Source organism: Kosakonia sp. MH5 (assembly GCF_009935945.1).
Taxonomy (GTDB): domain Bacteria; phylum Pseudomonadota; class Gammaproteobacteria; order Enterobacterales; family Enterobacteriaceae; genus Kosakonia; species Kosakonia radicincitans.
The window spans coordinates 109,875-134,282 of sequence record NZ_QODH01000011.1; the positions used below are offsets into that span (position 1 = coordinate 109,875).

The 24,408-nt window shown below is 51.9% G+C and carries 29 protein-coding genes; 15 read left to right on the forward strand and 14 right to left on the reverse strand.

The features are described from left to right. Positions 1-118 precede the first annotated feature (118 nt). Complete coding sequence (locus tag DK872_RS23080; protein ID WP_144133950.1) at positions 119-646, reverse strand: GNAT family N-acetyltransferase; 528 nt, start codon at positions 644-646, stop codon at positions 119-121. Then, complete coding sequence (locus tag DK872_RS23085; protein ID WP_035887745.1) at positions 643-1,206, reverse strand: helix-turn-helix domain-containing protein; 564 nt, start codon at positions 1,204-1,206, stop codon at positions 643-645. The genes DK872_RS23080 and DK872_RS23085 overlap by 4 nt, the downstream gene beginning before the upstream one ends. A 297-nt stretch (positions 1,207-1,503) precedes the next feature. On the opposite strand from DK872_RS23085, the gene DK872_RS28050 reads away from it, so the two are divergent. The 4 genes from DK872_RS28050 (at position 1,504) to DK872_RS23105 (ending at position 3,843) form a co-directional block, all read left to right on the forward strand. Then, positions 1,504-2,064: a cupin domain-containing protein gene (locus DK872_RS28050; protein ID WP_199200060.1), complete on the forward strand. Its 561-nt coding sequence runs from the start codon at positions 1,504-1,506 to the stop codon at positions 2,062-2,064. Positions 2,065-2,201: 137 nt separating this feature from the next. Continuing rightward, positions 2,202-2,630 carry a RidA family protein gene (locus DK872_RS23095; RefSeq protein ID WP_071921326.1) on the forward strand — a complete coding sequence of 143 codons (429 nt, stop codon included), beginning with the start codon at positions 2,202-2,204 and terminating at the stop codon, positions 2,628-2,630. A gap of 118 nt (positions 2,631-2,748) precedes the next feature. Then, entirely contained in the window at positions 2,749-3,240 is a 492-nt protein-coding gene (locus DK872_RS23100; protein ID WP_197685249.1) for a PaaI family thioesterase, read from the forward strand. A 168-nt stretch (positions 3,241-3,408) separates the two neighbouring features. Continuing rightward, positions 3,409-3,843: an NUDIX hydrolase gene (locus DK872_RS23105; RefSeq protein WP_007370446.1), complete on the forward strand. Its 435-nt coding sequence runs from the start codon at positions 3,409-3,411 to the stop codon at positions 3,841-3,843. Between the two features lie 80 nt (positions 3,844-3,923). Here DK872_RS23105 and DK872_RS23110 read toward each other — a convergent pair whose 3' ends face one another. Next, complete coding sequence (locus DK872_RS23110) at positions 3,924-4,358, reverse strand: carboxymuconolactone decarboxylase family protein (RefSeq protein ID WP_007370445.1); 435 nt, start codon at positions 4,356-4,358, stop codon at positions 3,924-3,926. Between the two features lie 27 nt (positions 4,359-4,385). Next, complete coding sequence (locus DK872_RS23115) at positions 4,386-4,820, reverse strand: GNAT family N-acetyltransferase (protein WP_007370444.1); 435 nt, start codon at positions 4,818-4,820, stop codon at positions 4,386-4,388. An 89-nt stretch (positions 4,821-4,909) separates the two neighbouring features. On the opposite strand from DK872_RS23115, the gene DK872_RS23120 reads away from it, so the two are divergent. Then, positions 4,910-6,328: a PLP-dependent aminotransferase family protein gene (locus DK872_RS23120; protein ID WP_370520924.1), complete on the forward strand. Its 1,419-nt coding sequence runs from the start codon at positions 4,910-4,912 to the stop codon at positions 6,326-6,328. A gap of 61 nt (positions 6,329-6,389) precedes the next feature. Here DK872_RS23120 and DK872_RS23125 read toward each other — a convergent pair whose 3' ends face one another. Further along, a complete protein-coding gene (locus DK872_RS23125; protein WP_202626150.1) occupies positions 6,390-7,265 on the reverse strand; it encodes a LysR family transcriptional regulator in 876 nt (291 codons plus the stop codon). A gap of 131 nt (positions 7,266-7,396) precedes the next feature. On the opposite strand from DK872_RS23125, the gene gstA reads away from it, so the two are divergent. Continuing rightward, on the forward strand, positions 7,397-8,002 hold the full coding sequence (gene gstA / locus DK872_RS23130; RefSeq protein ID WP_161518894.1) for a glutathione transferase GstA: 606 nt from the start codon (positions 7,397-7,399) through the stop codon (positions 8,000-8,002). Positions 8,003-8,039: 37 nt separating this feature from the next. Here gstA and DK872_RS23135 read toward each other — a convergent pair whose 3' ends face one another. Beyond that, positions 8,040-8,945 (reverse strand): NADP-dependent oxidoreductase, encoded by a 906-nt coding sequence (locus tag DK872_RS23135; protein ID WP_161518895.1) that lies wholly within the window; start codon positions 8,943-8,945, stop codon positions 8,040-8,042. Positions 8,946-9,399: 454 nt separating this feature from the next. Further along, the gene (locus tag DK872_RS23140; protein ID WP_035887737.1) at positions 9,400-9,858 is read right to left on the reverse strand and encodes a helix-turn-helix domain-containing protein; all 459 of its coding nucleotides are present in this window, start codon (positions 9,856-9,858) and stop codon (positions 9,400-9,402) included. A 61-nt stretch (positions 9,859-9,919) separates the two neighbouring features. Between DK872_RS23140 and DK872_RS23145 the strand changes: the two genes are divergently transcribed. Further along, entirely contained in the window at positions 9,920-10,156 is a 237-nt protein-coding gene (locus tag DK872_RS23145) for a tautomerase family protein (RefSeq protein WP_007370438.1), read from the forward strand. A 195-nt stretch (positions 10,157-10,351) separates the two neighbouring features. Beyond that, the gene (locus tag DK872_RS23150) at positions 10,352-10,591 is read left to right on the forward strand and encodes a hypothetical protein (protein ID WP_035887735.1); all 240 of its coding nucleotides are present in this window, start codon (positions 10,352-10,354) and stop codon (positions 10,589-10,591) included. A 105-nt stretch (positions 10,592-10,696) separates the two neighbouring features. Here the strand turns inward: DK872_RS23150 and DK872_RS23155 are convergent, their stop codons facing one another. From DK872_RS23155 to DK872_RS23165, 3 genes are all read right to left on the reverse strand, one after another. Further along, the gene (locus DK872_RS23155; RefSeq protein WP_107147268.1) at positions 10,697-10,993 is read right to left on the reverse strand and encodes a hypothetical protein; all 297 of its coding nucleotides are present in this window, start codon (positions 10,991-10,993) and stop codon (positions 10,697-10,699) included. 277 nt (positions 10,994-11,270) lie between these two features. Beyond that, positions 11,271-11,654: a RidA family protein gene (locus tag DK872_RS23160; protein WP_007370434.1), complete on the reverse strand. Its 384-nt coding sequence runs from the start codon at positions 11,652-11,654 to the stop codon at positions 11,271-11,273. Between the two features lie 207 nt (positions 11,655-11,861). Beyond that, a complete protein-coding gene (locus tag DK872_RS23165) occupies positions 11,862-12,749 on the reverse strand; it encodes a LysR family transcriptional regulator (protein WP_035887730.1) in 888 nt (295 codons plus the stop codon). A 95-nt stretch (positions 12,750-12,844) separates the two neighbouring features. Here DK872_RS23165 and DK872_RS23170 point away from each other — a divergent pair, with 95 nt between their 5' ends. Next, on the forward strand, positions 12,845-13,903 hold the full coding sequence (locus DK872_RS23170; protein ID WP_035887728.1) for an SDR family oxidoreductase: 1,059 nt from the start codon (positions 12,845-12,847) through the stop codon (positions 13,901-13,903). Between the two features lie 264 nt (positions 13,904-14,167). Here the strand turns inward: DK872_RS23170 and DK872_RS23175 are convergent, their stop codons facing one another. Further along, positions 14,168-15,121, reverse strand: a complete 954-nt coding sequence (locus DK872_RS23175) for an alpha/beta hydrolase (RefSeq protein ID WP_149288384.1) — start codon at positions 15,119-15,121, stop codon at positions 14,168-14,170. 71 nt (positions 15,122-15,192) lie between these two features. Between DK872_RS23175 and DK872_RS23180 the strand changes: the two genes are divergently transcribed. Next, positions 15,193-16,134 carry a LysR family transcriptional regulator gene (locus tag DK872_RS23180; protein ID WP_007370429.1) on the forward strand — a complete coding sequence of 314 codons (942 nt, stop codon included), beginning with the start codon at positions 15,193-15,195 and terminating at the stop codon, positions 16,132-16,134. 206 nt (positions 16,135-16,340) lie between these two features. Here the strand turns inward: DK872_RS23180 and DK872_RS23185 are convergent, their stop codons facing one another. Then, positions 16,341-16,913, reverse strand: a complete 573-nt coding sequence (locus DK872_RS23185) for a TetR/AcrR family transcriptional regulator (RefSeq protein ID WP_007370428.1) — start codon at positions 16,911-16,913, stop codon at positions 16,341-16,343. A gap of 132 nt (positions 16,914-17,045) precedes the next feature. Between DK872_RS23185 and DK872_RS23190 the strand changes: the two genes are divergently transcribed. Beyond that, complete coding sequence (locus tag DK872_RS23190; protein ID WP_161518896.1) at positions 17,046-18,455, forward strand: amidase; 1,410 nt, start codon at positions 17,046-17,048, stop codon at positions 18,453-18,455. Between the two features lie 291 nt (positions 18,456-18,746). Here the strand turns inward: DK872_RS23190 and DK872_RS23195 are convergent, their stop codons facing one another. Continuing rightward, complete coding sequence (locus DK872_RS23195) at positions 18,747-19,124, reverse strand: hypothetical protein (RefSeq protein ID WP_035887723.1); 378 nt, start codon at positions 19,122-19,124, stop codon at positions 18,747-18,749. Positions 19,125-19,421: 297 nt separating this feature from the next. Next, complete coding sequence (locus DK872_RS23200; RefSeq protein ID WP_158262962.1) at positions 19,422-20,015, reverse strand: TetR/AcrR family transcriptional regulator; 594 nt, start codon at positions 20,013-20,015, stop codon at positions 19,422-19,424. A gap of 171 nt (positions 20,016-20,186) precedes the next feature. On the opposite strand from DK872_RS23200, the gene DK872_RS23205 reads away from it, so the two are divergent. From DK872_RS23205 to DK872_RS23220, 4 genes are all read left to right on the forward strand, one after another. Then, positions 20,187-20,963, forward strand: coding sequence for a cyclase family protein (locus tag DK872_RS23205; RefSeq protein ID WP_149288381.1), 777 nt, complete (start codon positions 20,187-20,189; stop codon positions 20,961-20,963). 72 nt (positions 20,964-21,035) lie between these two features. Beyond that, on the forward strand, positions 21,036-22,706 hold the full coding sequence (locus DK872_RS23210; protein ID WP_161518897.1) for a carboxylesterase/lipase family protein: 1,671 nt from the start codon (positions 21,036-21,038) through the stop codon (positions 22,704-22,706). Between the two features lie 51 nt (positions 22,707-22,757). Next, complete coding sequence (locus DK872_RS23215; RefSeq protein ID WP_035887716.1) at positions 22,758-23,285, forward strand: carboxymuconolactone decarboxylase family protein; 528 nt, start codon at positions 22,758-22,760, stop codon at positions 23,283-23,285. A 395-nt stretch (positions 23,286-23,680) separates the two neighbouring features. Then, the gene (locus tag DK872_RS23220) at positions 23,681-24,241 is read left to right on the forward strand and encodes a hypothetical protein (protein ID WP_035887714.1); all 561 of its coding nucleotides are present in this window, start codon (positions 23,681-23,683) and stop codon (positions 24,239-24,241) included. Positions 24,242-24,408: the final 167 nt, after the last annotated feature.

Consider the following 24,408-nt stretch of genomic DNA (forward strand, 5'->3'; position numbering starts at 1 on the left):
CTCGCTTCACACTTGAGGTGAATGTACGACACGGTTATTTTTTCAGTTTATTTCTGTGCACCGGTAATTTTTTTCGCATGACGATCAGTATTAACGCGAAAGGTGCCAGTTAATATCATCAGCCAGCGGACGAATTAATTTTGTACATAAACGTTGTGCCGTGTAAGGTGTTTTCTATCGACCTCGCATAACAAGGTATTACCCCGGCTATCTGCCACCCAAGGGAAAGATATAAGTCGCTGGCCACATCTCCTGTTCGTGTATCAAGTACGAGTAAAGAGATGCCTTTTTTCCAGGCCATATCTTCTGCCCGATTCATTAATTCTCTGGCAATCCCCTGACGACGAGCCTGCGGATGAACGAGGAGTTTGGATATTTCAGCGCGATGGCGACCGTTAGGAATGCCGCAATAGTTAATGATGACGGTTGCAGCTAAAAAACCATTATCGCGGGCGACTAATAACTCGCAATCGTGGCTGGCAAGACTATAAATTTTATCTTTCCAGAAACGGTCAATAGCCTGCCGATCATCGGGATCGGTAAAACCGACACTGGCTCCATCTCTTACACAAGACTGCAATACGTCACCTAATTCTGGTAAAAATTGATGCGCCTGTATAGCACTGAGAAGTTCATATTCAATCATGATTTACATACCACCAAAATATAATGTGCACCGAGGCTCTGATGAGCGCTGAATGATGAATAACCTGATAAATGGAAACGCAAACTGTCGCCTTCTTTCAAACTCCATTTTTCAGTGTTCATCGTAATAGTTAATTCACCTGCATATAACCATAGATATTGCTCAAGCCCCTGAACGGGAGGGCTTGAATATTCAATGAAAGCGCCAGGGCGCAATTTTCCCTCGATCATCTCGCATTTGAACTGACTGGAAGGCGGTAATAACATGCGTCGCTCAAATCCATTGAGTTCATCCTGCCACAGAGGTTGCTGCTCTGCTCTGAACAGATTATCTGCTGCCTGTTCAATCTCGCTTATCAGCCGGGACATCGTCATTCCGTATACAATACAGAGTTGGTTGAGAACCTCCGCTGTCGGGCTGACTTCACCCCGTTCAATCCGTGATAAGGATGCCCGGCTGATGCCCGACGCAGTGGAAAGCTCGTCAAGTGACCAATTGTGTTGTAAGCGCAGCGCAGCCAGACGGGCGGCTAACCTTGCTCGGTAATCCTGGTTGTTCATGTCTTTTCTCTTATTTGAGATATTATTCCCATAAAAGAGAGATTACTGATTACTGAAACCCTGTCAAGCGCTATTGCAAAAGGGGCATGTCATGCTGCGGGTTGATGTTAACTGCGTTCATCAAAGGCAAATGTCCTGGTATTTCTGTTAATTCTTGACCCTATGGGGTGGGTCATTATGGCGATATATTGCAGCCTTAACACCGCCGGACAAATTGATGGCGCCCGGTTGAAGGCGATCAACACTCTGTGATTTCCGTCTGTAACGCTAGTTACGGCATTTCGTCATGAGGTTCCCGTGTTTACACAGCCTGATTCATCCTTCTCGCAGAGAAAGACACTTTTGCATTTCAGCCCTTTCAGGCGGCTTATCATCATCGCCGCTGCAGGTGCGGCATTGCTTTTCGCGGGTGATATTGCATTTGTATATCATTCGGGCGCTTCAGCGCCGGCCATGCATCATAATGACCAACACGCTTTGACGGGTTTACAGATGTCCGGTATGTCCGGTGCCATGGATACCGCGCGCCCTGAAACGAGTATCAGGCCCGTTTCCTGTGAAACTTTGCAGGACATTCCCGGCAAATCCATCACCGTAGCGGTGGTTGACTTTCCGCCAGACGCTTATACACCGCGGCATCGTCATCCGGGTTCGGTTTTGGCGTTTGTCCTGAAAGGCACGTTGCGCTCGCAAATGGAAGGAGGTGCGGCTGAAACTTATACAACAGGGCAAACCTGGTTCGAGCCGCCTGGCGCATTACACCTTTTTGCCGAAAACGTCAGTAAAACGGAACCTGCCGAATTACTGGCTACCTTCATTACCGACAGTGATTGTGGTGCGCTGGTGATACCTGACTGAATATTTCCTGAGTCAGAAACATCCCAGTCTGGAATATAAAAATAATCCCCGCTCACAGGTGGTTGTCAGCCGTGTATTCTGACCCATGTGTGAATACGTTATCCCGAATGCAGGAACGGTAAAATACAGGTGATATTATGACTGAGCATATAACAAATCAGCCGGGTGGAAATTATGTTCCCGTCATCATCCATGACGGGCTGGCTTATGTGAGCGGGCAACTCCCGCGCAAAGGTGAAACGCTACTTTATTCAGGAAAAGTGGGACAGGACATTGATCTTCCCGCCGCCCAACAGGCCGCTGCTTTTTGTGCAGACCTCTGTATTGCGGCAGTGAGTGAGGCCGTAGGCGGCGAGGCTAATATTATCCAGGTGATTAAAGTCGTAGGGTATATTGCTTCTGCCCCCGGTTTTATCCAGCAAAGTCAGGTAATGAACGGAGCATCCGATCGGCTCGTCGCGAGGCTTGGAGCAAGGGGCACGCATGCCCGCACTTCGGTAGGCGTAGCTGAATTACCGCGCGGCGCGCCTGTTGAGCTGGAAATGATAGTCGCAGTGCGAAAGTGAGAAAGGCCTGCCGGAAAAGTCTCACCTGCAACTTTTATATCGCAGAGACATTTCTGATTGGGGGCAGATAATCGCGCTGCCCCGCTCTATTTCCGTCGTGACGGCATTTATTTAGAAGATGATGATGAAAGAAAAGTCCGTTTATATACCCGTCCTCGAATTTTTACAGCGCCAGTTGCAAGGCACACTGGACGATACGATGACAACATATATGAATTATCCCACAGCCATCTCAGGGCTGCTGGGTTTCAGCATTGTGGATATTGGCGAAGCAAAGGCGACGCTGATGCTTGATGCCGATTCGGCACGTCATGGAAATCAGCAGGGCACTGTCCATGGCGGCTTATTATGCGAACTGGCAGACGCTGCAATAGGAACCGCGCACTCCACTTTAATGCAGAAGAATGAAAGTTTTACAACGATAGACCTTAATGCCACTTTTCTTCGTCCTGTCTGGCGTTCGCGTTTATTAGCTACCGCACATGCTGAGCATCGTGGCAAAACGATCAGTCATTACCGATGTGAAATATCTCGCGAAGATGGTAAGGCCGTCGCCATTATAACCAGTACGGTATTAACGCTAACGGGTGAAAAAGCCCGGGGAAGATAAGTTCTCCGTTATGACAGATAAAATATGAGACGCTGTGTCGTTAATAATTAACGTACAGGTGTTTATATTTTGAAAAATTGGCGAAAAGTGGATACAGGGGTTATTAACAGCGATCTTCATGCGGTTGGGACATCTCCACCGCCGATATTTCTTGCAAAGGAGTACCACATGTATCCGATACCGTCGGCCAGACCCATTGCCGCTGTCCTGGCTGTGGTGGTGCGTGAAAAACACGTTCTGCTGGTAAAACGGAATAACCCGCCGGACGCCGGTATGTGGGGCTTTCCCGGTGGGAAAACGGAGATCGGCGAAACATCACTCGCCGCCGCTCAACGTGAGCTTTATGAAGAAACGGGTATCGTGGCAGACCCGGAGCGGATACTCACGGTGGTGGACGCGATTGCTAAAGATGATAACGGCGATGTGAGCACGCACTACGTTATGGTTGCAATACAATGCCGGTACGTGAGTGGCGAGCCAGTTGCAGCCGATGACGTAAGTGAAGCCCGCTGGGTGAATATTCAACATCTTCTGCAGGACAGCGACATAATGAGTGAAGGCGTGTCGGAGCTGGCCATACTCGCCTCCGGGGGAGCAGCCTGAATTCCTGCGAACAGGCGCGGGGCATAAGCAATATGCTGAATATTCACCGTTCCGGCGCATCCCTGAGCCGGACGTCATGATTACTGACGCATGCCGATCGCCAGACGGTTAAAGGCGCTCATCAGCGCGATCGCAAAGGTCAGGTCGGAAATTTCAGCTTCGCTGAAATGCGCCTGCAGAGGAATATAATCATCATCAGGCGCATGCGTTTTATCTACGTGCGTCAGAGACTCCGCCCACGCAAGGGCGACACGCTCACGTTCGCTGAATAATTCGCTGACGCGCCATCCCGCCAGGCTATCCAGTCGTGCAGCGCTTTCACCGTCGGCGCGCAGGGCTTTGGCGTGCATTTCAAGACAAAATGCGCAGCCGTTAATCTGCGAGATCCGCAGCCAGACCAACTCTATCAGCGCTTTCCCGAGACTGCTTTTACTCAGCGCTTTTTTGGTCGCAGCAAACCCGTTATAGGCCTCCGGGGAAAGGGTGAAATAGGGTAAACGTTGTGGGGTGCTCATCAGGTTATCTCCGGTTATTAAAAAACGTCATGCCAGGGTCTGACGAAAGTGCATGCCTGCCGCCAGCAATCCTTGTCGATAGTAAAAACGTTGTCCCAGCGCATTGCCTAAAGCGGTATCCAGCACCAGGTGAGTACAATTCTGATCGCGCGCCTCTGCGCGCAGGGCATCGATTAATTTCGCCCCCAGTCCGTGGCTGCGGGCACAGGGTGCAGTCACAAGGTCATCAACGTACAGAAAGCGCCCGTACAGCAGATTTTCCGCAACCCGATAGCCCGCCAGGGCCAGGAGCTGTTGATCCTGCCAGACGCCTTGCAAGCAATACCCTTGTTCAGCCTGACGATGGACGCGCGCGATAAAGCTCGCGGCATCGGTCAGGTGCGGTCGCAACTCGCGCATTAATGTGTACGCAGCATGGAGCGCCAGTTCGCTTTCAACCTTGTATAGTTCAAATGTCGCCATTCGTTCCCCCTGTCTGATGGCTGCAATATATCGCCGACATGCCCCATGCTACAGTGACAAGAATTATCTAAATCACCAGGACAAATGACGTGAAAGCACAGATGCTGAAATCCAACTGGCAGCCTGACACACCACTCTATTTGCAGCTTTATCAGCGCTATCGCGACGCGATCACGACCGGCCGGCTGAGCCCGGGGGAGCGTGTTCCATCAATACGCAATCTCGCCAGCGAGCTTCACGTCGCGCGGGGAACGGTGGAAATGGCTTATCAGATGCTGGTTAGCGAGGGCTACCTGGTGACGAAAGGCGCGGCGGGCACCCGGGTCTCGCCCCAACTGGCGAGGCTGCCGAACGCCGGAAACCCGCCGCAGCACAGAACCTCAGGTGAGCAGCCTTATCAGGTGCGCCAGACGGGGGATATTTTACCGTTTCAGCCAGGTGTACCGGCGCTTGATGCATTCCCGCGTAAAATATGGTCTCGCCTGTCGGGGCAAACGCTGCGGATGATTGAGGCTACGATGATGAATTATCCCGATCCTGCCGGATACGCACCGCTACGGGAAGCCATCGCTACCTATCTGGGCATTTCCCGTGGGATCGCCTGCGCGCCGGAACAGGTCTTTATTACCACCGGCTATCAGGGAGCGCTGGAACTGCTGTGTCGTACCGTTTTACGGACAGGCGACAGCGGTTGGTATGAAAATCCCGGTTATTTTCCTGGTCGATACGCTCTGCAACAAATGGGCATGACGCTGACCCCCGTTCCGGTGGATGAAGAGGGGCTACAGGTCGCTGCCGGGCAGCAGAGGGCACCCAATGCACGGTTTGCGGTCGTCACACCTTCACACCAAAGCCCCACTGGCGTCGCACTGTCTCTCCCCCGACGTCTGGCGTTGCTGGCGTGGGCGAACCAAAAAGATGCCTGGATCATTGAGGATGACTACGACAGTGAATTCCGTTACCACGGGCATCCGCTACCGGCCCTGAAAAGTCTCGATCATGAGCAGCGTGTGCTTTATACCGGAACCTTCAGTAAGGTCCTGTTTCCCGGCTTGCGTCTGGCCTACCTGGTGGTGCCCCCCGCTTTGCAACAGACCTTTCACGAGGCGGTTAATCACTGGCCTGGACCGGGATCAATTCTGCCGCAAGCGATGGTGGCGGCGTTCATGCAACAGGGGCATTTTGTCCGCCATTTGCGCAAAATGCGCCAGTTGTACGCCGTCAGACGCGGTTATCTTGTGGAGGCACTTGAAAGCATTATCGGCTCCTCTCTGCGCATCCAGCCGCAGGCCGGGGGAATCCAGATTCTGGCCTGGCTGAACGAACATCAGTGCGATAAAACGCTGGCGACAGCGGCTCAGGCCGCAGGGCTTGGTGTCAGGGCGCTCAGTGACTGGGATGCCGGCACCCGGCAGCAGAACGGGCTATTGATGGGATTTACCAGTTTTACCAGCGCGGAAGAAGCACAAGCTGCAGTGAAACGTTTGGCAGCATTATTAGCGCCATAAGGTCGCCTGCTGGCACGCCTGCACGTGCATAAATCACATTACGCATTAACCTTGCCGCCGATCATCCCCCTCTGCGCAGCCCTTTCAGTAATGCCTGCGTCGCGGCAGAAGATTTTCCTGATGGCGAACAAACCAGACCAAACTCGCGCTGAACAGTAGGTGTCACCGGCACCACGCACAAGCCGCGTAATTCAACCGGCAGGGCAGATTCAGGGACCAGCGCGACACCCATCCCTTCCCGCACCAGCAGGCAGGCGCTGCTCCAGTCGCGCACTTTCACGCGTACGTCAGAGAGCTGCAAACCTGCCTGTTCCATCAGACTTTTTCCATTGACGACACATCCGCCTGTGGCGAGAACAAAGGGTTGGTCTGCCAGTTTTTCCAGCGTTATGCCGCTCGTACCGGCATGACGTCCCAGCGGATGACTGGCTGGCATTACTGCTACCCATACATCCTGCCCTAATATGACGTCGGCTCGTCCTGGTAACGGGTTCATTACCACGCCCAGCTCAACGGTGTCTGCGGCAAGCCACTCCTCGACTTCCTCGTCCGTACCTTCCAGCACCACCACTTCCATGCCCGGGTGCAGGCGCTTAAAGTCGCGCAGCAGTCCAGGCAACAATGTCGATGTCACGGAAGGAAAGCTGGCAAGGCGAATGCGGCCGCCCTGTAAACCCCGGCTCTCATCCGCCAATACGCGGATCGCGTTAAGCCGCGCCAGCATGCTCCTTGCATGCCCGACAACCTGCTCACCCAGCGCAGTGACACCGATATGCCGACGCTCACGCGTAAATACCGCGAATCCAAGTGAAGCTTCCAACTGGGCGATAGCCTGGCTGGCACCGGACTGAGTCATTCCAACCTCCTCAGCAGCACGCGAGATATTGCTGGCATCTGCCACTGCGACCAGTAAGCGCCAGTGCAAAAGATTCATCATAAGTATCAGTAGCTCAGCTAATAGCTAATTTATGAAACATTAATTTTACAGCGCGAGACGCTTTAATCACAGTGTATTGAGGATCGCGCTGAATGTTACGCGACAGCTTTTCAATTTACCGGAGAGAGAGCATGAAATTGTATTACGCCCCGAACACCTGTTCACTTTCACCACACATTGTGCTGCGTGAACTCGGGCTGGCGTTTGAGCTGGTCAAAGTGGACAACAGGAGCAAACTCACTGCGGACGGACGCGATTTCCGGACCATTAACCCTAAAGGCTATGTCGCTGCACTGGAACTGGATAACGGGCAGATACTCACCGAAGGCCCGGCCATTGTGCAGTACCTCGCCGACATGAAACCGGAAAGCGGGCTGGCGCCGCGAGCGGACAGCTGGGCGCGGGTGCGTCTGCAGGAGTGGCTGAACTTTATCACCAGTGAAATACACGCAGGCTCAGCACCGCTATTCAACACCACGCTGCCGGAAGAGGTCAGAACGGTTTTTCGTGAGAAGCTCTTCCGGCGCTTCGATTTCCTTGAGGATACACTCAACGGTAAACCCTATCTGACCGGTTCGTCGTTCAGCGTCGCTGATGCCTACCTTTTCACCGTGCTGGGCTGGTGTAAATTCTTCTCCTTCGAACTGAATCGCTGGCCCGCCCTGTTAGCGTATAAGAGAAAGATCGATGCGCGTCCTGCTGTGCAGGTGGCATTACTTGCAGAAGCGTCGCAATAAGTTCGCAGAGGTTTCGGTGAGCGCGCGCGTTGCATTCTCAGCGAACCTTGATGATCAGTTTGCCGGTGACGTGCCCTTCTGCGCTCACCCGATGTGCTTCTGCCGTCTGCTCCAGGGGGTATACGCCCTGAACAGGAAGCTGAAAAAGGCCATGCGCACAGAGACGGGCAACTTCTGCGAAGACAATTTCCGGTTGCTCTGGCGGTCCATGGGAAAATTTCGCGCCATATTGTTCTGCTGAAAAATCCGCGACGGAAAGCACATGAGCAGGGTTTCCCACGATGGCAATCAACTCAGCGATAACCCCGGCTCCCGCAACGTCAATAGCGGCATCGACGCCCATGGGGGCTAACTGAGCTATTCGTGCCTTCAAGCCAGGAGCGTAAGTCGTAGGCACTGCGCCTAATGAAGCGAGATAAACATGGTTAGGAGAACTTGCGGTGCCAATAACGTTAATGCCGCGCAGACGTGCCAGCTGAACTATCGCTGTGCCTACGCCCCCTGCCGCCCCGCTAACCAGCAGAGTCTGCCCGGCTTCGATGTTCACTTCATCCAGTGCCCGGGTGGCAGTATCAACAATAACAGGCAAGCCGGCTGCCACTTCAAAAGAGACGGCAGCGGGTTTGACCGCCCAGTGGGTAAGAATGGCTTTCTCCGCGACGGTGCCATCGCCAAAGCCAAATACTGCATTGCCAATGGCAACGTCACAAACGCCATCGCCAATCTCATCCACAATGCCGCTGGCTTCCACACCGACCGTGAGCGGAAACGTGATCTCTTCGAATGCCCGATACTGGCCTTCTCTTCGTTTCCAGTCAGAGGGGTTCACACCCGCACAATGCACCGTAATGCGGATCTCTTCGGGTCCAGGATGTGGAACCGCTATTTCCTCGACTTTCAATTCGTCAGGCCCGCCGAAAGCGTGATAACGGATTGCCTTCATCTTGTGACTGTCGCCGGAGCGCAAAGGATGAGAAAAACCCGGAAGTGAACTGACAGATAAAGCGGGTTTAGAACTTGAGTTTGACATAGATGCGCTCCGTTTATCGTATCGCTACGCAAGGGTAACGATAAGTGCTCCCGCCATTTCATGGCAGTAAAGCCGTTGATTTCGAAGACGCTGGTCAAACTGTGAGGACACAGACTCGACGTATGCGCGATCACTCCAGAAACAGAAATGATCGTTTTTCGCGACGTTGTGTAAGCCTATTCAGGCCAAAGTTTGCTGTCAAGTGTACCTGCGCGGCGGCGCTTTTCTATCGTCAATCGGGGTTATTGTTGATAAGTCCTGACGTTTGTACTTCGCTGTGAGTTCAACAGTTCAATGCAACGCTATCCTTAATCAAGAGGGACGTTGATAACATTGTGATATGTTACTTTATGGGGAGCAGGCCAAATTAGCTATCAAGCGCTGTTATCTGAACATTTTTAGGATCAACAATCTTACCGCCTGCGGTGACAAAGGCGCTATACAGCACTTCTCCACTTTCTTTATCCGTTAAGGCGATATGCGGTGAGTCGTGCAGTATGTTTTTATGACCCCACTCCATCATGGAGAAAAGAATTGGCGCAAGGCTGCGACTTTTGGCTGTGAGAACATATTCATACCGTTCACGTACCCCTTCTTCTTGATAGGGGATTTTGCATAGTAGATCGAGTTCAGTCATTTTTTTTAATCGGTTTGCCAATGTCTGCTTCGTGATTTTTGTATGAGCACGTATAGTTTCAAAGCGGGTGACCCCATAAAATGCCTCCCTTAGAATCAACAAAACCCATTGATCTCCAAGTAGTTCTGCTGACGCAGCAAGCCCGCAAAGCTCAGGTAGCAGGTATGGTAATGATTTATCTTTTGACATGTATGCATTTGCCTCTTAACCTGGGTATGATTTTAATACCCAGATATTTAAGGAGAATACAATGCCCTTCGTAAAAGTGCAAACCATTAAAGGAATTATGAATTCGGAGCAAAAAAATGAACTGCTACGTCGAATGACTGATCTTATTGTTGAAATTGAGGGGAAAGGCGATCCTGAATTCCGGCGATCGGTATGGATCCTGATTGACGAGCATGAACCGGAGCAGTGGAGTCTTGGGGGAATACAGCCCACATCTGAAATGATTGCTGCAAAATTCGCATCACCACAGCAGTCCTGACTTGTTTGTAGTAATTCACATTTAGTCATGAATAATCGGCGGACAGTATGAATATCCGCCCCTTGCTCTGAGCGGACATATCTCCCCACCAGGCCGACGCCTTCAAGCCAGCAGCGGATGTTACCTGCACCTGGGTGCGCTAATCACAGCACCACGGCTAAATACCTGAAGAACTCCAACAGTGAATAACGCTTTATGCAGGCTGTTTTCCCGAAAGAGATGAAGTGGCTTGAAAATGCTGTTCAAAACCAGCCACAGCAGCGTCCTGAAGTTGTGTCAAAGGACTTTCCCGGCAATGAAAACGATGGAGCTACTGGCCAGGGCATTACCAACTGGGTTTACCGGAGAGTGGGTTGGCAGTTCATTGCAGGAAGCGGCATTATCAGCGGCACGTTATTCGCGGTTTTCTTTGTTCCACTATTTTTATCGTGGTAACAACTTTTTTGACAGGCGTTTAAGGTTGTTAAAGGGACGAAAAGAGTAACGCCAATCTGATAAGTGTTTGTTTAAAAGCCCCGCAAGGGGCTGAACAAACGTTAACTATGGTGCCGGGGGAACTGGCGGCGTGGGCACGGGCGCCAGTTCCCTCACTTCCAGCCGGACTTCATAACGCCTCCCATTTTCCAGCGCCGGAAGATTTTTAACCACATTGTTTAACGCCTCGACCGGGGTGGTGGTTTGCTGGACAACACCATACACGAGTGGCGCAGGGCCCTGTATGGGCGGGCTATCCCTTTGTAAAGGCGGCGGTTTTATATCGCCCTCTGTTGCAGCATTAACGGAAAAAGTGCAAACCATAAAGGCAGTGGCAAATAATGTCTTCGTTAATTCTCTCATGCTGTTCTCCACGTTTTGGTTAAAAAAGCTTCACCAGAGGGAAAATAGCCCGCCAACAAGAAGGGAATGTGAACGCGTTTCGCAAGAAAGGAAAATAGCCAGACAACATCGCGATGTCATTGCCAAAAGCGGCGTCGTGGCAGGCGTTTGTATCACCTGCGTCACGCTTTTGGCTTCCCAAACGGTGGTGAGCGTCGCATAGAGGCCGTAGTTGCTTGTATCCGATGCGTTAATCGGCGTGTACTAATCAACGGGGAGCATGTCACAAGCCTGAAAATTACCTTTTAGCCACAATTCGCATTTCCACAAGCGCATTTTCTGGAATGAATTCTGATACGCCAATGGCGGACCATGCCGGGTATGGCGCCTTTATATACTCATCTTTTACTTTAGAAAAAACGTCTATATGTTTTTTGAGATCAACGTGAAAAGTGGTCATCTCAAGTATATTTTCATAGCCCAAACCGGCCGCTTTCAAATAAACACCCAGCTTATAAAACGCATCATGGAATTGTTCTTCAGGATGCTTACTTATTGGTTTGTCCTTGCGTGCTGCGGTAACACCTGAAAGATATACTGTGCCATCTGCTTCGATGACGGGGGAGAAATGCCAGTCATTGAAATAATGCTGAAACTCTTCAGGAACTATCGATTTTTTCATGGTTTTCTCAAATGGATGACTGAATAAATGCCAGCATGTACCAAACCATTATGCCTGGCCAGGACCACAGACTTACCAGATAGTTTGACATAATAAAGTGCCTGATCTCACCTGTCAGCATATCGCACATGCCAGCCCTTAATGTTGGCCGCTTTGTACCGAAAATTTATGCTGTGCAGAATACAACAGGGCCAGGCTTATCGGCCCTCAGCACATTCCTGTTATCTGCGGCAGTAACTGCTTTATCACTTCCACAACGCTTCTTACCCGTTGAGGTATAAAACGGGCATCCGGGAAAACCGCGTAGAGGAATCGGTCTGGCAGTCGCCATTCAGGCAGAACGGGAACCAGCAGGCCTGACTGCACCGCTTCAGCAGCAAGGGGGAGCTGCATACCACCGACACCGATGCCTGCCTGGATCGCCTGCAGCAGCCCTTCGCTGGTATTGGCCCGAAACACGGTATTCACCATCAGATTTATTGTTTCATCACCTGAAGCTAACCGTAGCGGCGCATCAGGCGCGATACCACTAAACCGGATATGTGGCTTCTGAGCCAGCTCATCCACTGAATCGATGTGTTCAAATTCCGGGGCAGCGTAAAGCGCCGTCGCAATGCGGCCCAGTACGCGCACGGCATGTGACTCTGGCGGCTCGCTCGCCAGCCGCAGCGCAACGTCAACCCCTTCGCTGACCAGATCGGCAATGCGATCATCAAATGAAAGCTCAAGATGTAACTCTGGGTGCGCCTTTTGCAGGGCCAGAAGATGAGGAAGAAAAAGCCGACCTAAACCGCTCGGCAACTGCACATGGACGCGGCCCTGCCAGTGCTGGCCCGCAGGATTGAGGTTGATTTCTGCTTCCCGCATCGCGTCCAGCAAAGGCTTCATTTCACGCCTGTACTTCTCTCCCTGCTCAGTAAGCGCCATTGCACGCGTCGTACGGCGCAGCAAAACCACACCAAGCTCTGCCTCCAGTGCGGCAATTTGCTGGCTTACGGCAGATTGCTTCACGCCAATCTGGCGCGCGGCGGCTGAAAATGAGCCAGCTTCGGCCACACGCAAAAAGGTGGCGATCGCATTGAGCTTGTTATTCATTTAATGATTTCACTTATAAGTGCCATCAGTTACAGGGGATATGAGCGGAAAAATTAATATATCACACTCTCTCCGTCACTTTATCTGGAGAAACCATGAATATGACTCACACAAACAACGTCGCGCTGGTCGCCGGTGCCAAAGGGATTGTCGGTAGCCAGCTCGTTAAAACGCTGCTGCACTATGGCTGGGAAGTGATTGGCCTGAGCCGCAACGCATTACCGCATCCGCAGAATATCCCACTCGTCACCGCTGATTTGCTGGATGCAAAGCATACTGCGCAGGCACTGCAGCCCTTAAGCAAGGTCACTCATATCTTTTACAGCGCCTGGATAAACGCGGAAAACTGGACGGAAATGGTGGAGCCCAACGTCACCATGCTGCGTAATCTGGTCTGCCACACGGCGATGATTTCATCGTTAAAAACAGTGAGCCTGATACAAGGGTATAAAGTCTATGGCGCCCATCTTGGGCCTTTTAAAACCCCTGCGCGTGAAAGCGATCCCGGCGTTGCGGGAGCGGAATTTAACGCGGCACAACTCGCCTGGCTCAGCGATTATCAGCGAGGACGAGCATGGCACTGGAATGCCATCAGACCGGGCGTGGTGGGTAGCGCCTTGCCGGGCAATACCATGAATCTTGCGTTAAGCATCGCTCTGTACGCTTCGCTTTGTAAGTCACTCAATCTACCGCTCCGTTTTCCGGGTTCGGAACAGACCTGGCGCAGTATTGTTGACTATACGGACGCCGAGTTGCTCGCCGATGCCACCCTGTGGGCCGCCACCTCATCATCCGCAGAAAATCAGGCTTTTAATGTGAATAACGGTGATGTCTGGAGGTGGAGCGAACTCTGGCCTCTCATTGCTCGCTGGTTCGGGCTTGAATGCGCGCCGCCCGTCAGACTGTCATTTCAGCAGATGTTCAAAGATTATCAGCCAGCCTGGCGCGAACTGGCCCGGCACCACCGTCTGGTAGAGACGGACATTTTGCAGGTGAACGACGGGCAGTTTGCCGACTTTGTTTTCAGTTGGGATTACGACATGTTTGGCGATGGCAGCAAGCTGCGCCGCGCAGGGTTCTGGCGCATGCAGGCTACGGATGAGATGTTCTTCAGTCTGTTCAGACAGTTCAGAGCCGCGCGCATTATCCCTTAACTCACCAGCATTTCCCGGACAGGGCCGGAGTTCAGATAGGTACATTCTCAGGCCCTGAACAACTCGCCTTCGTATAAGAAACAGCCCAGACCCGGAAGCATCAAGCTCAGGGAATTGGGACCAGCCCTTTTCGCGCCTTCAGGAACATTGCCACTTTCAATCATTCCGGGGTCGTTGTCGAAGAAAAGCATGGATCTTCCATCATTAAAGCGCCCTTAATGTTATTAGGGCGCTTTTCATTAGGTATGTCTGAACGCATCAAATTTATGGCATGGACGTCGCGTCGTCGGATTCATTATTCTCAGATAAAACATCCTTCAGGAAACGCATCGCGTTACGTAGAGCCTGGTCGGCTTCGGGCAGTGTGCCGGCCAGCAAATGCCAGACATGGAACATACCCGGCCAGACTTCGAGTGTCGTGCGTACACGCGCTTCCCCTAAGTTTGAAGCGAGTTTCATCGCACCACTCAGCATGACCTCATTCTCGCCGATCTGTATAAGCGTCGGGGAAAGCCCCTGCACATCTGCATAAACGGGTGAAGCATCAGGATGTGTTGGTAGCTCACCGGCAAGAAATTCCCTCGCTAATCTGGTGAGAAAATCGATGCTACAAAGGGGATCGATGCCATCACGGACGGTAGCAGACAGACCGCTATGGGTCAGATCTGCCCAGGGTGAAAAAGCCACTCCCGCAGCCGGGAGCGGAATACCCGCGTCACGGGCCTTACGCATCATTGTAATAACCATTGCACCACCCGCTGAATCACCAACGAGAACCAGATTTTTAGGGTTGATACCCCTGTCGAGTAGCGCACGATAAGCTGAAAAGACATCCTCTATCGGCGTCGGGAAAGGAAAATCAGGGGCCTGCCGGTAGTCCGGGACATAGACTGTGGCGTTTAACGCTGTGGCAATACGGCCCGTTAACCCCCGATACGCCTCCACACCACCATGCACATAGCCGCCGCCGTGAATGTAAAGCACCACACTGCTTCCAGCATGTTCATGTCTCTCGCCGACCATTGCCGACATATTACCTAGTGTGAGTGTTTTCCAGGAGACGCCACTGACAGCAGGAAAGATTTTCTCCAGGCCCTGCATATATTGTTTACGCACATTCGGCCAGCAATCTTCAGACTGACCATAGAGCTTCTGAACTACCGGTCCAGCAGCCGTGATCCATCCATCCAGAACATTTTGCGCATTTTTCGCCAACATTGTTGTGCCCTTATTTAATGGAAATTCTACAATAAGACTTTAACCAATTTATTGACGAAAAAGGTTCCCCAATGACGGGTAGAAAAATCGCTTCGACAAAGCTTGCTGGCTCTGCTCTGGATATTGGTGCACTGCGGGTCTTTGTTGCCGTTGCTGAGGCGGGAAGTTTTGTCGCCGGGGGTAAGGCCATGGGGTTAACGCGCTCTGCTGCAGGTAAAGCATTAGCGCGGTTAGAAGCCTATCTCGAGACAAGGCTTTTTCAGCGCACAACGCGTCGCTTATCTCTCACCACAGAGGGACATGAATTCTTTAACCGTTGCTGCAGGCTACTGGAAGACTTAGAAGAAGCCGAAGCCAGTATCCGCCAGAATTCACCATTGCCAAAAGGCCTCCTCAGACTCACCGTGTCAGAGGGATATGGAAAAATGGTGATATTGCCTTTTATCCAGGCATTTATAGATAACTCACCGGGTATTAGCATTGAAGTCAGCTTCAGCGATCGGGTTGTCGATCTTATAGAGGAAGGCTTTGATCTTGCTATTCGGGTAGGCGATGGCGCTACGAGTCATCAATATATAACACAGGTTATCGACAGAACGCGGCCGCAATTGTTTGTATCACCTGACTATCTCAAACAAAGGGGTAAACCGGAATCACTTGCTGATCTTAAAGATCATCGCCGTCTTGTCTATGGTTTGGGAACGGCTTCTACTGGATGGAACTTAGTGGATAAGGAGCATGGGCGAATAACGCTGAACGGCAGTAACCATGTCAGGTTTGACAGCGGAGATGCAATACGCACAGCGGCCATAGCTGGATTGGGTATCGGGTATTTGCCCTCCTTCATGATTGACAGGGATATTGTGGAAGGCCGATTAATACAACTGCTGCCTGCAACACAAGGTGAAGAAATTGCTATCCATGCTATTTATCCCAGCCGTAGACATCTCTCTCTTCGCGTGCGGGCTTTCATTGATGGTCTTAAAATTTTCCTGAGTAACATTAAAAATTGACTGTTTTTGCCCTTAGAAAGCAATGCCCTGGCTGAGCGCTATGTCCTGACAATGACTGCCCGCAGATACAAAGGATTTACGCGTCAGGAAAGGACTGCGCCGTGTCACTTGAAACGCTCTTTGCGGATATCGGCCAGCGTGTCAGTCCGCTTTGTGCCAAAGCGGACATGAGTTAATGCGCAGGTTTATTTAAATCACTCAAAAATTCAGGCCCGGACGGAAGGAAGCAGACCCGCAAGCCTGTATCCCTCGATGAGTTCATCAAAGAGCTTAATATCGTTCCGGCTTCTGGCCATCAACTGAGCGCCAGCGATAGCGGAAAAAATCGCACCTGCCCGGGTTTTGCTGCCTTCTGACTCTGTGATACCCGCCTCCAGCAGTTGCCCTGCCAGCCAGTCGATGTTGACGTCGGCAAACTTCTGAACTTCCACCTTCACCGCCTCAGGCAGGTCATCGTATTCGGCAGACATAAAACTGCCCATGCAGAGCCGGTTTCCACTCTCCAGCGATCGGCGGAATATATGCGGGTAGCGGTTCAGACTGCTTAACGCGTCGCCTGCTGATTCCCTGAGCATTTCAAGGTCACGCGCCGTATCTTCCCAGTAGCGCTGAGCCACCGCCGCACCGAGCTCGGCCTTGCTGGGAAAGTGATAGTAGATGCTGGCCGCCTTGATCCCTACCTCATCCGCCAGCCCGCGAATGTTCAGACCGGTGTAACCATGAGCCTGGGCCGCCAGACGGGCTGCGTTAAGAATTTCATCCCGGGATGTTTTGCTCATCGTTTTATTCCTCGCAGAGTGTGATGCAGTAATTCTAACATTTGTTAGGTAGATATTGACAGTCTTGTTGTGAGGGGGTTACGCTCAACCTACCAACTGTTAGGTAGTTTTTTTTTACTGAGAGGATTTACCATGAGCAAAGACATTTTTTATTCAGATGCCACCCGCCTGGCGGACCTGATACGTAACCGCGACCTTTCCCCTGTCGAAGTTATGCAGGCGCATATCGACCGTATTGCCGCCACTAATCCGGACATCAACGCTGTCGTGTCGCTTGCAGAGGACGCCATGAAACAGGCTGCCGCTGCAGAATCAGCCGTCATGAAAGGTAAAGAACTTGGTCCCCTGCACGGAGTCCCTTTTACCGTCAAGGATTCCATTGATACCGCAGGTGTACTGACACAGCGCGGCTCACCCATTTTTAAAGGTCGACGTCCGGATAAGGATGCAACCAGCGTGGCGCGTCTTAAAAAGGCGGGCGCTATCCTGCTTGCAAAAACCAACCTGCCGGAGTTTTCGTACTGGATTGAAAGCGATAATCTTCTGTCCGGCCGCTCGAATAACCCCTGGGATCTGACCCGTACGCCCGGCGGTTCAAGTGGCGGCGAGTCTGCCGCTATCGCCGCTGGCATGTCCCCTCTGGGGCTGGGCACTGACCTGGCCATCTCAGTACGTGGGCCGGCTGCACAGACCGGCATAACCTCCATGAAAGCTACGCACGGTAGCGTGCCTATGACGGGCATCTGGCCGCGCGCACCTCGCCGGTTCTGGCACGTAGGCCCTATGGCCCGTTCAGTGCGCGATATTGCCCTGGCTTTTTCTCAGCTTGCAGGACCAGACGGCCATGACGCTTTCTCCAGCAATGCGCCAGCTTATTCTGATGGGCTGCCGCTGATGACATCCCGTCCGCTGCGCATTGGCTGGATGACCGGTCCTGGCTTTGGTCCGGTTGATCCGGAAGTGGCAGCAGTGGTGAAGTCAGCAGCGGATTCACTGAAGGGACCGGGCGTGGTCGTAGAGCACGTCGGTATTCCTGCGCTGGAGCGGGATTTTGCGCTGGACGTGTTTAACCGAATCCACGTTATGGAGATGAAGCCTGCATTTGCTGCGGCAACGGCTGGTCGAAGCGCTGATGAACTTTACAAGATGGCAAAAACGATGCTGTCACTGCCTGATACATCCATGTCTGAATTTATTGATGCAGAGCAGGCTGCTGAAAGGTTGCGTGACGGGTTTGCGGAATACTTTTCACAGTATGATGCGCTTATCACGCATGTTCTCCCCATTCCGGCTCACAAACACGGCGTGGAGAAATTTATCATCGACGGTCAGAAAGTGGATGCCACTTATCTGCAGGGTGCCACGGTACCGCTGAACGTGACGGGCCTGCCTGGCGTGGCGCTGCCGTTCGGTAAAAGTCATGAAGGATTGCCCATCAACGTGCAAATTGTGGGTAAATGGCACGATGAGCGAACCATTCTTCACATTGCTTCCCTGCTGGAAGCCGTCAGCCCTGTAAAAGGCTCTCATCCGTCACTGTAGGAATGAAAAAGTCCCGCGGATACTGCGGGGCTTAGCTCTGAGGGCAGCCAAATTGAGCTCAGGACGAAGTGTCAAATCTTTCGCCACGATGGTTGACTTTGGCAGTGCTGAGGCATTTTCTCGCACATTTTTGCGTAAATTCGGCTATTCGCCGGACAGTGCAAATTGCGCGGAGGCAATAACGAGGAAAGCGATCGTGCGGCAGATCTGGAGTGATGGCATGCTTAATGAAGCCGGGTCTGTTGTCACCTGCCATGCAAGCCGTTTTACATTGGCACGATACAATATGATTCAGCGATTATTCTCGCTGGCTTGTTGTAACCGAAGCTTCACCAATGCCTGATGGAATTCGCCGACTGTCAGGTCCCGAACCGTCGAATCCGGGATCCCTCGCAGCCTTGCAAAAAAACGGGAAATCCCGAAAAGATCTAAGCCCTCCGAGGAAAAGAGAAACTCATTATCTTTCATAGAAAAGAGAGTCCTTAAATTATGCTCATCCGTTTCAAAACAGACGCCAAAAACCTTCTCTGCTTCCTGTAAAAGCGCCACACCGTCATCACCAGTAATATGGAGATCGTTCTCAATGTACGAATTCTCATCGATAGGGTGTTTTCGCAATCCTGCATACTCACGGATAAAGCTGATAACGTCTGGAAGCGTTGGACTCATTGGTATGGCTCGTAATGAAAGATACCTTGAGAATAGCCGTAAGATAGGACGGGATTCAATCTGTGAATCGCCCAGAATCTACCGTGCCCCACTTCTGCTCCTGGCTCAAAGTTCCTGCACCTGAATGGCCGCTCTGTGCCACGAGCAGACATTGAACATGTCTGCTTCTATTAAAGTAATGGGGTGGCTCATAACAAACTTAGCTTGAAAGGAGTGAACCGGCTTAGCGAACAGGGGCTCACTACCTGGAATGGGAGCATAGCTGCGTGTCCGCTCTCTGTGGATAGATCGTGTGGCTTAAGCATAGCGGCTTAAAAACGTCCTGACCGCTTCCTGTACCACCCGCTCGCGTTGAGTGATATTCGCTTCATCCTTAAGCCCTAACACACGAAACCACACCAGAGGCTCATTAATCATTCCTACGAACTGGCGGGCTGCCAGATCCGTATCTTCCATTTTCAGATGACCGGCGGCGTTCTGCTGGGCAAGGTAACGAATGAGCGAACCCAGGGCGGGCACTTTACCTAACTCCAGATAGTTTTTGGCCAGAGAGGGAAAACGTTCGCTCTCGCGAACAATCATCCGGGCGAGTTTTATGGAGGTATCCGCCGCCCAGAAATCCGCGATGGCCAGGCCAATTTGCATCAATCCCGTTTGCGGATCGGCCATGGCTTCCTGCGTGGTAGAGAGTTGTACAACGGGTAAACGTGACCAGAAATACTCAATAGCCTGTTCGAACAACACTTCCTTCGTTGAAAACTGATTGAACAAGGTGCGGCGGGATACCCCGGCGCCCGCAGCGATGTCATCCATGCTTGCCGCGTCGTAGCCCTGCGTCAGCAGGACGTTCACGGCCGAATCCAGAATTTTTTCAGCAGACGGTGTTGCCATAGTGTTTTTTTTCACCATTGTATTTGACTTTTTATCAATTGCACTGCACAGTGCAGTGCATTGGTAGTTGCACTGCGCAGTGCAACTATAGAACTAAACCAGGGATAATCCAATAGCGTCACCGCATTCCGTCTCCTGTTGGGTTGTTCTGGTGAGAAATGGAGAGCAGTAATGAAACAGCGCATCATCGATCTTTCCGTCACTCTGCAAAACGGCATCCCCTCCGATCCGCCGCCGTTTTTACCTGCCATTGATTACCATAACCATGCGGCAGGCGCGCTTCAGCTTGCCGCGATGTTTCCGGGGCTCAGTCCGGATGACTTGCCGGAAAAAGAGGGCTGGGCGGTGGAGTTCGTCAATATGAGCACCCACGCGGGCACACATATGGATGCGCCATGGCACTACCATTCCCACATGAAGGATGGCGATCGATCTCTGACCATTGATGAAATCCCCCTGAGCTGGTGTATCGGTCCGGGGGTGAAGCTCGATTTTCGCCACTACCCCGACGGCTATGTCATTGGTCCGGCGGATCTGGATAAAGAATTCGCCCGCATCGGCCATACCCTCTCTGCGGGAGACATCGTCTTGATCAACACGACGGCGGGCGATCGCTACGGCCATGAGGATTACCTTGAACTCGGCTGCGGCGTGGGGCGAAGCGGCACGCTTTATCTGACGCAAAAAGGTGTACGTCTGGTTGGCACCGACGCCTGGAGTTGGGATGCGCCGTTCGCTTATACCCGTGCGCGTTATCAGCAAACGGGCGACTCCTCCCTGATCTGGGAAGGGCACTATGCCGGAAACGAAACGCCCTACTGCCAGATTGAAAAACTCTCCGCGCTGAATTCATTACCGGATAACGGATTTACGGTCATCAGCCTGCCGATAAAAGTCCATCGGGCCTCGGCCGGTTGGTGCAGAACCATCGCATTAGTCGATGAATAACCCTTCACTCTCTTCATCACGCTCAAGCCGACACCGGCGAGAGATCGCCATCATTGAAAATAGAGGTGCTCCATGCATACAGAAACTCGTTCCCCCATCGTCACTACCCGGCAGGGCCGGATTCAGGGTCTGCGCGAAAACGCGCTGGATATTTTCCGTGGTATCCCTTATGCCCGGCCCCCGGTCGGTTCGCTACGGTTTCGCAACCCACAGCCCCTTTCTCCCTGGGAGGGGATCAGAAACGCGGTGGTTTCGGGACCGGCGTCCTTTCAGATGAACCTGAACAACACACACACCGTTATGGAGCAGGTTAAGCGCATCGCCCCCGGCGTGCCGGGCGTCCCTGCCTGGCCCGCTTACGTGGGGAAAACCTACCATCACGAAAATATCAGCGAGGACTGCCTGTACCTTGATGTCTGGGTCCCGGAGAATGCGGGCAGAAAAAAAATGCCGGTCTATGTGTATTATCACGGCGGCGCCAACGCGGTCAGTTCGGGATCGTTTCATCTGGAAGACGGCGCCAATCTTGCCCGGCAGGAAAATATCATTGTCGTCCGGCCCAATTACCGTTTAGGGGCGCTGGGCTGGGTGCATTTTGGTTTAATCAGCGATGCGTTTCCCGAAGCCATCAACCTGGGTTTGAAAGATCAATTCGCCGCCTTGCAATGGGTGCATGAGAATATCGCCGCGTTCGGAGGAGATCCGGATAATGTCACTATCGGCGGCGAATCCTGTGGCGCGACCGCCGTCTCGCATCTGCTGACTTATGCGCCAGCCCGGAAATTTTTCCGTCGGGCCATTATCCAGTCATTATCGCCTTTCAATGTCTGGTGTACCCAAAATCAGGCGCAGGCGGTCCGGGTGGCGGAGAAATATCTCTCCTTACTGGATATCTCGTCCCCTGAAGCGCTCGCCGACATCGATCCCGAACGCTTTCTGGCGGTGCAGAATGTTTTAACGCGCTTTTTCCATCCGGACAAAAATATCGCCTGGCGCCCTTTGGGTGGCGTGGTTGACGGCGAATGGATCCCGGAACACCCTGCTGAATATCTCTCCAGCCACGCGGCTGCCGATACGGTCAACGAGTTGATGATTGGTTTCGCCAAAGATGAATGGCAGTTTTTCCGCGGTCATACCGAAACCCTACGTCATGGCAGCGTACAGGATGTTCTCAACGTCCTGACGCCGATTTATGGCCGTGACGGCGCTCAGCAACTGTACGAAGGGTATAAAGAACTCTATCCGGAACATCGGGAGCCGGGACATATTCTCTCCGACATTATGTCTTTTGAGTTCTTTAAGTTTTCATCGTTAAAAATAGCCAGACACTTCACCCGGTTAGGTGTGCCGACCTGGCTTTTCCAGTTCAGCTACGATCTCCCGGGATGGAATGGGGAGCTACGGGCGGTCCACACCGGCGGTATGCCGTTTTTGTGGCGTAATTACGACCCGGAGCGACTGTCGCAATGGCCAGCATTCGATGGGATCGATATCGATGAACTCAAACACAGTGCCGGGGCCATGGGGAACTACTATGCCGCCTTTATTCGGCATGGGGGCGAAGATCTCTGGCCGAAATTTGATGAGGAAAATCAGGCCATCCTTCGTTTCGGCAAAGAGGTGATTCCGCAGAAGCGACTGCTTGAGCAAGAGGAAAAGCTCTTTTCTGCTGTAGGTATCGATAGCGTACGCCAGCTTGAAGAAAGGCTGAGTCAGCATCTGGAACAAGCGTTTAAAGAATAAAGGCCGAAAAACTGGCCATCGCCAGTCTTTCCCTCCAAAAGGGGCACAATCATGGCACGTATTACCTTACCCGAAGTCGATTCCCTCACACCTGAACAACAGGATCTCTATCAGCGTTTCCCTGCCAACCTCACTCGCGCCTTATTGCGCACCGGCGCGTGTACGGACGGCTATCTGACGCTAGGCGCCTCATTCCGACAGGGGCATCTTTGCGCCAAATACAGAGAGTTGGTGATTTTACGGGTCGCCGCGCTTAGCCACAGCGCGTATGAGCGTATGCAGCACGTCGAAATAGCCAGACAGAGCGGCTGGCGTGAAAGCGATATCGACGCCATTGAAGATGGCGATATTCAGAAACTGGACGGTAAAACACAGGCTGTGGTCCGTTTTATCGACGAATGTGTGAATCATGTCAAAGTGACGGGCGTAGTGTTTCATGCGCTCAGGTGTTATTGCAGCGAGGAGGAAATAGCCGAAATCACGCTATTGATCGGGCATTACATGATGACGGCACGCTTCCTTGAAACGCTGGAAGTTGAACTGGATGAGAGACCGACATCATGGGAAAAAATGGCCTGAGGCATTGAAAATAAAACCGGGCATAGAACAGGATCCCATAGACTGTAGAGCCTGGCGGGCTTCTGGGCGGCGGATAACATCGTGAAATCGCCCCTGGGCTGCTGAGACCAGCACTATAAATATCCTGAGGAGCGGACAGCGAAGCATGTTCGCTTCTCGCTCTAAGCGGGCTTCAGACTGTCCGCGCTGTGCCTGGAGCGGACGTTTCACACTTCTGCTTATGTAGCCAAAATCGGTAGGCTTCTAATCTTTATAGTATTTAAATCAATAGGTAAGATAAAATGAAGGTTGATTGGAGTGTCATTTAGTTACATAGACCCAACGTTCAATTGATAATGGACTCAGAAATTATCACTGCCAGGGTTCATGTTAAAACTCAGGAAAGGGAATACTAGATGCCATCTGTATACACGCTCAATGAGCTGCTCGGGTTGCTTGTATTTTCAGGAAAATATCAATTTCTTCACAATGATCTGGACTGCATGATCATTGCATGGGCTGAAGATCAAATTATCGAAGGAAATGATTCGGAGACTCTTTTAATCCTCGCTTCACTGGGGCTTGATAATCAACCTGAATGGGCCGAGGTTGAATTATATATGTCACGGTACATGGCAGAGCAGCAGATAAACCTGCCACCGCTAAAAACAGCAGCATTGGTCTGGATCAAGCTATTTATGAGTCAACTTTCCCAGTGCGCTTCCATCCATGATGCAGAGCAGAAAATGTATTTTCTGGTGTGTCATTGGCTTGAACCTGACGTAAAGATTTTCACTGCAGTGGTTGACACCTTGAAATCGCTTTACTGGCATCTCTTTGATGAATGGGAAGGACCAGGCACAAGCGAAGCCGTAAGGATGGAGGAGTCAGAATTCTTTGAGTTGATTAATCGTGCAATGTTGCCCTATTCACGTAAAATTGAGAACCCAGATTGGTTGGATCTGCTTGTTCGGTAATTTTTTCCAGTATCCTGAAAGGTGTGACCTTAACCCAGTTAATTGATGCATCGTGATGTTAGCAATGCCTTAACCAGTTGTGAGAACAATTGCGAACTTCCGCTTCACGCCCTGAGACATTCGACAAGCTTTTTATGGCTTCAGTAAGGGCGAGTTTCGCGCTTTGA

Coding starts and splice junctions, on each gene's coding strand:
- DK872_RS23080 (WP_144133950.1), bottom strand. CDS start 646: ATGATTGAATATGAACTTCTCAGTGCTATACAGGCGCATCAATTTTTA.
- DK872_RS23085 (WP_035887745.1), bottom strand. CDS start 1,206: ATGAACAACCAGGATTACCGAGCAAGGTTAGCCGCCCGTCTGGCTGCG.
- DK872_RS23095 (WP_071921326.1), top strand. CDS start 2,202: ATGACTGAGCATATAACAAATCAGCCGGGTGGAAATTATGTTCCCGTC.
- DK872_RS23100 (WP_197685249.1), top strand. CDS start 2,749: ATGATGATGAAAGAAAAGTCCGTTTATATACCCGTCCTCGAATTTTTA.
- DK872_RS23105 (WP_007370446.1), top strand. CDS start 3,409: ATGTATCCGATACCGTCGGCCAGACCCATTGCCGCTGTCCTGGCTGTG.
- DK872_RS23110 (WP_007370445.1), bottom strand. CDS start 4,358: ATGAGCACCCCACAACGTTTACCCTATTTCACCCTTTCCCCGGAGGCC.
- DK872_RS23115 (WP_007370444.1), bottom strand. CDS start 4,820: ATGGCGACATTTGAACTATACAAGGTTGAAAGCGAACTGGCGCTCCAT.
- DK872_RS23125 (WP_202626150.1), bottom strand. CDS start 7,265: ATGATGAATCTTTTGCACTGGCGCTTACTGGTCGCAGTGGCAGATGCC.
- gstA (WP_161518894.1), top strand. CDS start 7,397: ATGAAATTGTATTACGCCCCGAACACCTGTTCACTTTCACCACACATT.
- DK872_RS23135 (WP_161518895.1), bottom strand. CDS start 8,945: ATGAAGGCAATCCGTTATCACGCTTTCGGCGGGCCTGACGAATTGAAA.
- DK872_RS23140 (WP_035887737.1), bottom strand. CDS start 9,858: ATGTCAAAAGATAAATCATTACCATACCTGCTACCTGAGCTTTGCGGG.
- DK872_RS23145 (WP_007370438.1), top strand. CDS start 9,920: ATGCCCTTCGTAAAAGTGCAAACCATTAAAGGAATTATGAATTCGGAG.
- DK872_RS23150 (WP_035887735.1), top strand. CDS start 10,352: ATGCAGGCTGTTTTCCCGAAAGAGATGAAGTGGCTTGAAAATGCTGTT.
- DK872_RS23155 (WP_107147268.1), bottom strand. CDS start 10,993: ATGAGAGAATTAACGAAGACATTATTTGCCACTGCCTTTATGGTTTGC.
- DK872_RS23160 (WP_007370434.1), bottom strand. CDS start 11,654: ATGAAAAAATCGATAGTTCCTGAAGAGTTTCAGCATTATTTCAATGAC.
- DK872_RS23165 (WP_035887730.1), bottom strand. CDS start 12,749: ATGAATAACAAGCTCAATGCGATCGCCACCTTTTTGCGTGTGGCCGAA.
- DK872_RS23170 (WP_035887728.1), top strand. CDS start 12,845: ATGAATATGACTCACACAAACAACGTCGCGCTGGTCGCCGGTGCCAAA.
- DK872_RS23175 (WP_149288384.1), bottom strand. CDS start 15,121: ATGTTGGCGAAAAATGCGCAAAATGTTCTGGATGGATGGATCACGGCT.
- DK872_RS23180 (WP_007370429.1), top strand. CDS start 15,193: ATGACGGGTAGAAAAATCGCTTCGACAAAGCTTGCTGGCTCTGCTCTG.
- DK872_RS23185 (WP_007370428.1), bottom strand. CDS start 16,913: ATGAGCAAAACATCCCGGGATGAAATTCTTAACGCAGCCCGTCTGGCG.
- DK872_RS23190 (WP_161518896.1), top strand. CDS start 17,046: ATGAGCAAAGACATTTTTTATTCAGATGCCACCCGCCTGGCGGACCTG.
- DK872_RS23195 (WP_035887723.1), bottom strand. CDS start 19,124: ATGAGTCCAACGCTTCCAGACGTTATCAGCTTTATCCGTGAGTATGCA.
- DK872_RS23200 (WP_158262962.1), bottom strand. CDS start 20,015: ATGGCAACACCGTCTGCTGAAAAAATTCTGGATTCGGCCGTGAACGTC.
- DK872_RS23205 (WP_149288381.1), top strand. CDS start 20,187: ATGAAACAGCGCATCATCGATCTTTCCGTCACTCTGCAAAACGGCATC.
- DK872_RS23210 (WP_161518897.1), top strand. CDS start 21,036: ATGCATACAGAAACTCGTTCCCCCATCGTCACTACCCGGCAGGGCCGG.
- DK872_RS23215 (WP_035887716.1), top strand. CDS start 22,758: ATGGCACGTATTACCTTACCCGAAGTCGATTCCCTCACACCTGAACAA.
- DK872_RS23220 (WP_035887714.1), top strand. CDS start 23,681: ATGCCATCTGTATACACGCTCAATGAGCTGCTCGGGTTGCTTGTATTT.